General features: G+C 63.5%; 5 protein-coding genes. All 5 read right to left on the bottom strand.

What is annotated here, in order from left to right:
- Window positions 1–334: 334 nt before the first annotated feature.
- Window positions 335–2,521, bottom strand: a complete 2,187-nt coding sequence (locus A3E77_RS06750) for a PQQ-dependent dehydrogenase, methanol/ethanol family (RefSeq protein WP_293644355.1) — start codon at window positions 2,519–2,521, stop codon at window positions 335–337.
- A 160-nt stretch (window positions 2,522–2,681) separates the two neighbouring features.
- The gene (map, locus tag A3E77_RS06745; protein ID WP_293644353.1) at window positions 2,682–3,521 is read right to left on the bottom strand and encodes a type I methionyl aminopeptidase; all 840 of its coding nucleotides are present in this window, start codon (window positions 3,519–3,521) and stop codon (window positions 2,682–2,684) included.
- A gap of 120 nt (window positions 3,522–3,641) precedes the next feature.
- Window positions 3,642–5,981: an ATP-dependent Clp protease ATP-binding subunit ClpA gene (gene clpA, locus A3E77_RS06740; protein WP_293644351.1), complete on the bottom strand. Its 2,340-nt coding sequence runs from the start codon at window positions 5,979–5,981 to the stop codon at window positions 3,642–3,644.
- 194 nt (window positions 5,982–6,175) lie between these two features.
- Window positions 6,176–6,466 (bottom strand): putative quinol monooxygenase, encoded by a 291-nt coding sequence (locus A3E77_RS06735; protein WP_293644349.1) that lies wholly within the window; start codon window positions 6,464–6,466, stop codon window positions 6,176–6,178.
- Between the two features lie 18 nt (window positions 6,467–6,484).
- Window positions 6,485–7,081, bottom strand: coding sequence for a carboxymuconolactone decarboxylase family protein (locus tag A3E77_RS06730; RefSeq protein ID WP_293644347.1), 597 nt, complete (start codon window positions 7,079–7,081; stop codon window positions 6,485–6,487).
- Window positions 7,082–7,170 lie beyond the last annotated feature (89 nt).

Here is a 7,170-nt window from a genome sequence, read left to right as displayed (position 1 = left end):
CGCTTCCTTGACCTCGTCGAGCTTGAACGGCTTGATGATCGCCTCAATCTTCTTCACGCTTTTCGTCCCCCTTTGGGCATTTCATATCGCTCGCAGTCAGAGCCGGATCAGGCCTGCCTGTCCGGTTCGCACCTGTGAGTCGCTGCGAGGCCCCATCATCTTGCACCAATCAAGAGCCGTGCCAATTGGCGAATCGCAAGCTTTCGGTAAGATTTGTGACAGGATGTTGCGTGGTTGCTTAAGGGGTAAGCAACGGGTGCGATGCGGTGCCTAAAAAAGTGGCATTGCCTTCTAATATCCTCCCCACCGTTGCGCGACGGGGAGGATTATCGGATCAGCGCCCCATTGGCGCCGTGCTGTCGGCCAGATTGGCCTTCGTCCAGTTCGACCGTTCGATGACATAGGCGCGCAGCGCCTCGGCGTCCTGCGGGGTCAGCACGCTGGCGAAGCTGACCATGCCGCGCTCCTTCAGCGCGCCGCCGATCACGACGCCCTTCCAGGCATCGGCATTGGCGAGCGTACCCGAAACCCGCAGGTCGGGGGTGAAGCCGTTGCCGATCGCGCTGTCGCCGTGGCAGACGATGCAATAGCGTCCGAAATGTGCCTTGCCCGCCGCGACCATCGCCGGGGTGCCGATCATCGGCGGGGGCGTCCAGGCCAGTGCCGTCGATGCGGGCGGGGCAGGGAGCTTCACCGTGCCGCCGATCTTCATCACGACGATGCGCGGAATATTGGGCACCTTGCGTGTCACGCCACCGGCGACTCCGGCGACGAGGGGGAAGGCGCCGCCCTTGCTCGTCTGAAAGGCGACATATTGCACCCCGCCCACGCGGAAGGTCGAAGGTGCGCTGACGATCCCCGATTGCATGTCGAGGTCGAGCAGCTGCCTGCCGGTATCAGCGGCATAGGCACGGAAGCGCCCGGTGCTTGTTCCCTGGAAGACGAGATTGCCCGCCGTCGTCATCGTGCCGCCATTCCACGCGGCGGGATGATCGACGCTCCACGCGACTTTCCCCGTGCGCGGATCGAAGGCGACGAGCCGGCCGGTGGTTGCTGCGATCGCGGCGCGATAGGCGGCTTTGTCGTCGGGAAGCATTGTCTTGTTGAGGGAGGTTCCGACGTTGAAGCCGAGCACCTTGCGCTTGTCGAGTTCGTCCATGTCCTGAACATAGCCCTGCGGGATCTGCTGCGCCGGGATGTAGACGAGGCCGGTCGCCGGACTGTAACTCATCGGGTGCCAATTATGTGCGCCGAGCGCGCCGGGGATCGCGATGAAGGGCTTGCCGGTCTTGTAGAAACGCGCTTCTGGGTTCTCGATCGGACGTCCGGTCTTGAGGTCGTAGCCGGTGGCCCAGTTGATCCCGTCGACGAAGGGCTTGGCGTCAATCAACCTGCCGGTTGCGCGGTCGATGGTGAAGAAGAAACCGTTCTTCGGCGCATGATACAGCACCTTTGTCGGTTTGCCGTTTACCGCCTGCTCGGCGAGGATGATCGGCTGGGTTGCGGTATAGTCCCACGTCTCGGCCGGGGTTTCCTGATAGTGCCATTTATAGGCGCCGGTCGTTGCGTCGAGCGCGACGACCGAGGAGAGGAACCAATTGTCGCCCTCGCCATTCGAGCGCGTGCCGTGGTTCCACGGATTGCCGTTGCCGACGCCGAGATAGACCTGGTCGAGATCCTTGTCGTAGACGATCGCGTCCCACACCGTGCCGCCGCCGCCCGACGTCTGCCACTCGCCCTTGTCGGACCATGTGGCGTTGGCCTTGGTGGCGAAGATGTCGTCGCTCGCGGCGCCGTCTTTCGCTTTGGTGGGGTTGGGTGCGGTGTAGAAGCGCCACTTTTCCTTGCCGGTGTCGGCATCGTAAGCGGTGACATAGCCGCGCACCCCGAATTCGGCGCCGCCGTTGCCGATCAGCACCATATCCTTCACGACGCGCGGGGCGCCGGTGATGGTGTAGGGTTTCGACGCGTCGAAAGTCTGCGTCGACCAAAGTTCCTTGCCGGTCTTTTTGTCGAGCGCGATCAGGCGGCCGTCGAGCGCGCCGACGAAGAGTTTGTCGCCCCACACCGCGACGCCGCGGTTGACCACGTCGCAGCAGGCCGAAACCGCGCGTTCGCCGGGAACCTTGGGGTCGAACTTCCACAGCGGCTTGCCCGTCGCAGCGTCCCAGGCGCTGACTTTCGACCAGGCGTGGGTCACATACATGACACCATCGACGACGACGGGCGTGGCTTCCTGTCCGCGCGCATCGTCGAGGTCGGCGGTCCACGCGACGCCAAGCTCGCCCACATTCTGGTCATTGATGTCGGTAAGCGGGCTGAAACGCTGCTCGTCATAGCTGTAGCCAATACCGGCCCAGTCGTCGCCGTTGCCGCCGGTCTTGAGCAGGGTCTCGCTGGCTTTCTCGGCTTCGTCGAGCGATCCGGTTCCTGTTATACTGTCATTCTTCGATGCGTTGCATGAAGCCAATGCCAGTGCCGCGCCGCCCAGCAGCGCGGCCGTCCAGACCCGTTTCGCCATCCCTTGCTCTCCCGTTCGACGCCTATCGTTGACGTTAACGTCAAGACTGCGCGCGATGTGGCGTGGGTGCAAGGGGGAAAGTGGAGGGTGGGTGGAGGGGGCTCGCCTTCGTGGACCCCGGATCAAGTCCGGGGTGACGAAATGTGAAACGTCTTGCCGATCAGGTCCAAGGCGGCGCGTTCAATCCTGTGGGGCTCGCGGTGAAAATCTCGCAGCCGGTTTCGGTGATGCCGATGCTGTGCTCGAACTGCGCCGAGAGCGAACGGTCGCGCGTCACCGCGGTCCAGCCGTCGGGCAACATCTTCACCGCATATTTGCCGGTGTTGATCATCGGCTCGATCGTGAAAAACATGCCGGGGCGCAGTTCCGGGCCGGTGCCGGGGCGGCCGGCGTGGACGACTTCGGGGGCGTCGTGGAACATCTGGCCGAGGCCATGGCCGCAGAAATCGCGGACGACCGAATAGCGGTGGCGTTCGGCGTGCGTCTGGATCGCGTGCGCGACGTCGCCCATATGGTTGCCGGGCTTCGCCTGCTCGATACCGAGCATCAGGCATTCGTAAGTGACCTCGACGAGGCGCCGCGCCTTGATGGGAACATCGCCGACCAGATACATGCGGCTGGTGTCGCCGTGCCAGCCGTCGACGATGCTGGTGACGTCGATATTGACGATATCGCCCTCGCGCACCGGCTTGTCGTCGGGGATCCCATGACAAACGACATGGTTGATGCTGGTACAGCAGCTGTGCGTGAAGCCGCGGTAGCCGAGGGTGGCGGGGATTCCGCCCCTGTCGAGCATCATCGTGCGGACGAGATTGTCGATTTCGGCCGTGGTGACGCCTGGCTGGACGAAGGGGACGAGCGCGTCGAGGATTTCGGCCGACAGCCGTCCCGCCTTGCGCATCCCGGCGAAGCCGGCTTCGTCGTGCAGCTTGATCGTGCCGTCGCGGACGCGGGCGGGCGCCGCAGCGTCGGCGGCGGTTACGGAGACATAGTCGTACATGGGAAGGGATATAGTCGCTGGAGGCTGAAAAAGCGAGGGGTGCAGAATTCGACCACCTTCAAAGAAAGCGTGTGTCCCCGCCTTCGCGGGGACACACTCACCTAAAACGCTCTGACGCGCTTATTCTGCTGCCTTGTCGAGCTTCGTCTTCGCCTTGCCCTTGCCGGCCTTGGGCGCGGCGGGGGTGATCTCGAAGGCGAGCGGATTGCCGACATGGGCATCCTCGCCAGTCTTCATCTTCACCTTGACCTCGCCGCCATGGACCAGCTTGCCGAAGAGCAGTTCCTCGGCGAGCGGCTGCTTGATCTTTTCCTGGATCAGGCGGCCCATCGGACGCGCGCCATAGAGCTTGTCATAGCCCTTGCCGGTCAGCCATTCGCGCGCCGCATCGTCGAGCTGGATATGGACGTTGCGGTCGGCGAGTTGCAGCTCGAGTTCGAGGATGAACTTGTCGACGACGCGCGCGACGACCTCGGGCGGCAGGTAGCCGAAGGGCACGATCGCATCGAGGCGATTGCGGAATTCGGGAGTGAACATGCGCTTCACCGCCTCTTCCTGCACATCCTCGCGCGTCGACTGGCCGAAGCCGATCGATTCGCGCGCCATGTCGCTGGCGCCAGCATTGGTCGTCATGATCAGGATGACGTTGCGGAAATCGACGGTCTTGCCGTGGTGGTCGGTCAGGCGGCCGTTATCCATTACCTGCAACAGGATGTTGAACAGGTCGGGATGCGCCTTTTCGATCTCGTCGAGCAGCAGCACACAATGCGGGTTCTGGTCGATCGCATCGGTGAGCAGCCCGCCCTGATCATAACCGACATAGCCCGGCGGCGCACCGATCAGGCGGCTGACCGAATGACGCTCCATATATTCGCTCATGTCGAACCGCTGGAGCGGGATGCCCATGATCGACGCAAGCTGCTTCGCCACCTCGGTCTTGCCGACGCCGGTCGGACCCGAAAAGAGATAATTACCGATCGGCTTTTCGGGATCGCGCAGGCCTGCACGGCTCAGCTTGATCGCCGACGACAGCACCTCGATCGCGGTGTTCTGGCCGAACACGACGCGCTTGAGGTCGGTTTCGAGGCTGGCGAGCGTCGCCTTGTCGTCGGTCGACACCGATTTGGGCGGGATGCGCGCCATCGTCGCGATCACCGCCTCGATCTCCTTGGCGGTGATCGTCTTCTTGCGCTTCGACGGGGCGACGAGCATCTGCATCGCGCCGACCTCGTCGATCACGTCGATCGCCTTGTCGGGCAATTTGCGATCATTGATGTAGCGCGCCGACAGGTCGACCGCGGCGTTGATCGCGTCGGGGGTATAACGCACCTGGTGATGCGCCTCGAACGCGCTGCGCAGCCCGGCGAGGATCTTCTTGGTGTCCTCCAGCGTCGGCTCGACCACGTCGATTTTCTGGAACCGGCGCAGCAATGCGCGGTCCTTCTCGAAATGGTTGCGGAACTCCTTGTAGGTCGTCGAGCCGATGCAGCGGATCACGCCGCCCGACAAGGCGGGCTTCAAGAGGTTCGACGCGTCCATCGCGCCGCCGCTCGTCGCGCCCGCGCCGATGACGGTGTGAATCTCGTCGATGAACAATATCGCGTGCGGCAGCCCTTCGAGTTCGGTCACGACCTGTTTCAGGCGCTCCTCGAAATCGCCGCGGTAACGGGTGCCCGCAAGCAGCGCGCCCATGTCGAGCGAATAGATCACCGCGGGCAGCAGCACCTCGGGCACGTCGCCCTCGATGATCTTGCGCGCCAGCCCCTCGGCGATCGCGGTCTTGCCGACGCCGGGATCGCCGACATAGAGCGGGTTGTTCTTGCTGCGGCGGCAGAGGATCTGGATCGTGCGGTCGACTTCGGCATTGCGGCCGATCAGCGGATCGACCTTGCCGATTTTGGCCTTTTCATTGAGATTGACGGTGAACTGGTCGAGCGCGGTTTCCTTCTTGTTCTTGCCGCTGCTGTCCTTGTCCTTCGCCTCTTCCTTTTCCTCCGGCTCGGCCTGCGGCGAGGGCTTGCCACCCTTGCCGACGCCGTGGCTGAGGTAGGATACCGCGTCGAGCCGGGTCAGGTCCTGTTGCTGGAGGAAATAGACCGCATAGCTTTCGCGTTCGGAGAAGAGCGCGACGAGGACGTTGGCGCCCGTCACCTCATCCTTGCCCGACGACTGGACGTGCAGGATCGCGCGCTGGACAACGCGCTGGAAGCCGCTCGTCGGGGACGGGTCGCTGTGCCCTTCCACCTTCAGGCTGTCGAGTTCGGTGTCGAGATAATGGACGACCGCCGATTGCAGGTCGCCGAGCGCGACGCCGCAGGCGCGCATCACTTCGGCGGCATGATCATCGTCGATCAGCGCGTAGAGCAGATGTTCGAGCGTCGCATATTCGTGGTGACGCTCCGAAGCGGCCTTCAAAGCGTTGTGCAGGGTCTTTTCGAGGCTTTCCGAAAAGGACGGCATGGTCTTCATCTCCTTGCGGGGACCAGGCCGGGGAGAGCGGCCCCCTTAGGACGGCAAGGTGGCGACGCCGCGGCTCCTCCGCAAGGGAAAAGCGGTCGGCTTTGTGAAATTACGATGACGGGGGTTTCGTCATGGGTAACGCGCCGCTGCGGATCGGCGAAAATTCCGCGGCGCGTGTCGCGCTTGCCCGTGGGTTAAACCGCGGGCAGGCGCTCGATTTCGGGGGCACCTGCGAGGCATGGGCCGAGTTTTGCGCCGAGGGTACGGAAATGGTCCGACGCGCGGTGCGCTTCGACCGCCGCCGCATCGTCATAGCATTCGAGCACCTTGTAAACGCCCGTCTCTTCGGTGCGGAACAGCCGGTAAAAGCTGTTGCCGGGCTCGTTTGCCGCGACCGCGGGCGCGAGCTCGGCGAAAACGCCTTCAAACTCGGCTTCTTTCCCGGGCAGCACGCGCAATGTGGCGATCACTCCGATGGCACTCATGTCATTCTCCCAATTTGATCATCGCTTGAGGTCGGGATCGACCTCCCAACCCTCCTCGACCTGGACGCCGAAGCTGTTCAATATCATCGATACCTGTGTGTATTGACCGACGGTCATCACCAGGTCCATGCGGCCCTTGTCACCGATCGGCGCGAGCGCAGCCCAGCTCGCTTCGCTGACGAAATGGTCGGCGACCAGCTCGTCGGTTGCCCGCAGCATCGCGCGGTCGAGATCGCTCCAGCCGTCGGCATCGGCACCGGCCTTGATGCGCGCGATCTCGTCCTCGGAAAGGCCGCAGTCGAGCCCGATGCGTTTGTGCTGCGTCCATTCATAGCCGGATCGGCAATTATAGCCGGTGCGCAGGATGACGAGTTCGCGGTCGCGCGGGCTCAGCGCGTTGCGCCGCGACAGGATATAATTGCCCCAGCCGAGAAAGGCCGTCAGCGCCTTGGGCGCATGGGCAAGGGTGCGGAAGATGTTCAGAATCTTGCCGCCCCCGACCTTGCCCCCAACCACACTGGCATCTGGGGCAAGGAAAGGTTCGAGCGCGGCGCGCTGGTCGGTATCGAGCCGGGCCAGATCGACCGGCTCGATACGCGGAGCGTTCAGACGCAAATCAGAAGACCTCGAACAGGCCCGCTGCGCCCTGGCCGCCGCCGATGCACATCGTGACGACGGCATATTTGACGCCGCGGCGCTTGCCT

The organism is Sphingopyxis sp. RIFCSPHIGHO2_12_FULL_65_19, assembly GCF_001830555.1.
Lineage (GTDB): Bacteria > Pseudomonadota > Alphaproteobacteria > Sphingomonadales > Sphingomonadaceae > Sphingopyxis.
Note: the sequence above shows the minus strand (reverse complement) of the source record. Positions and strands in the feature narration are given on the sequence as shown.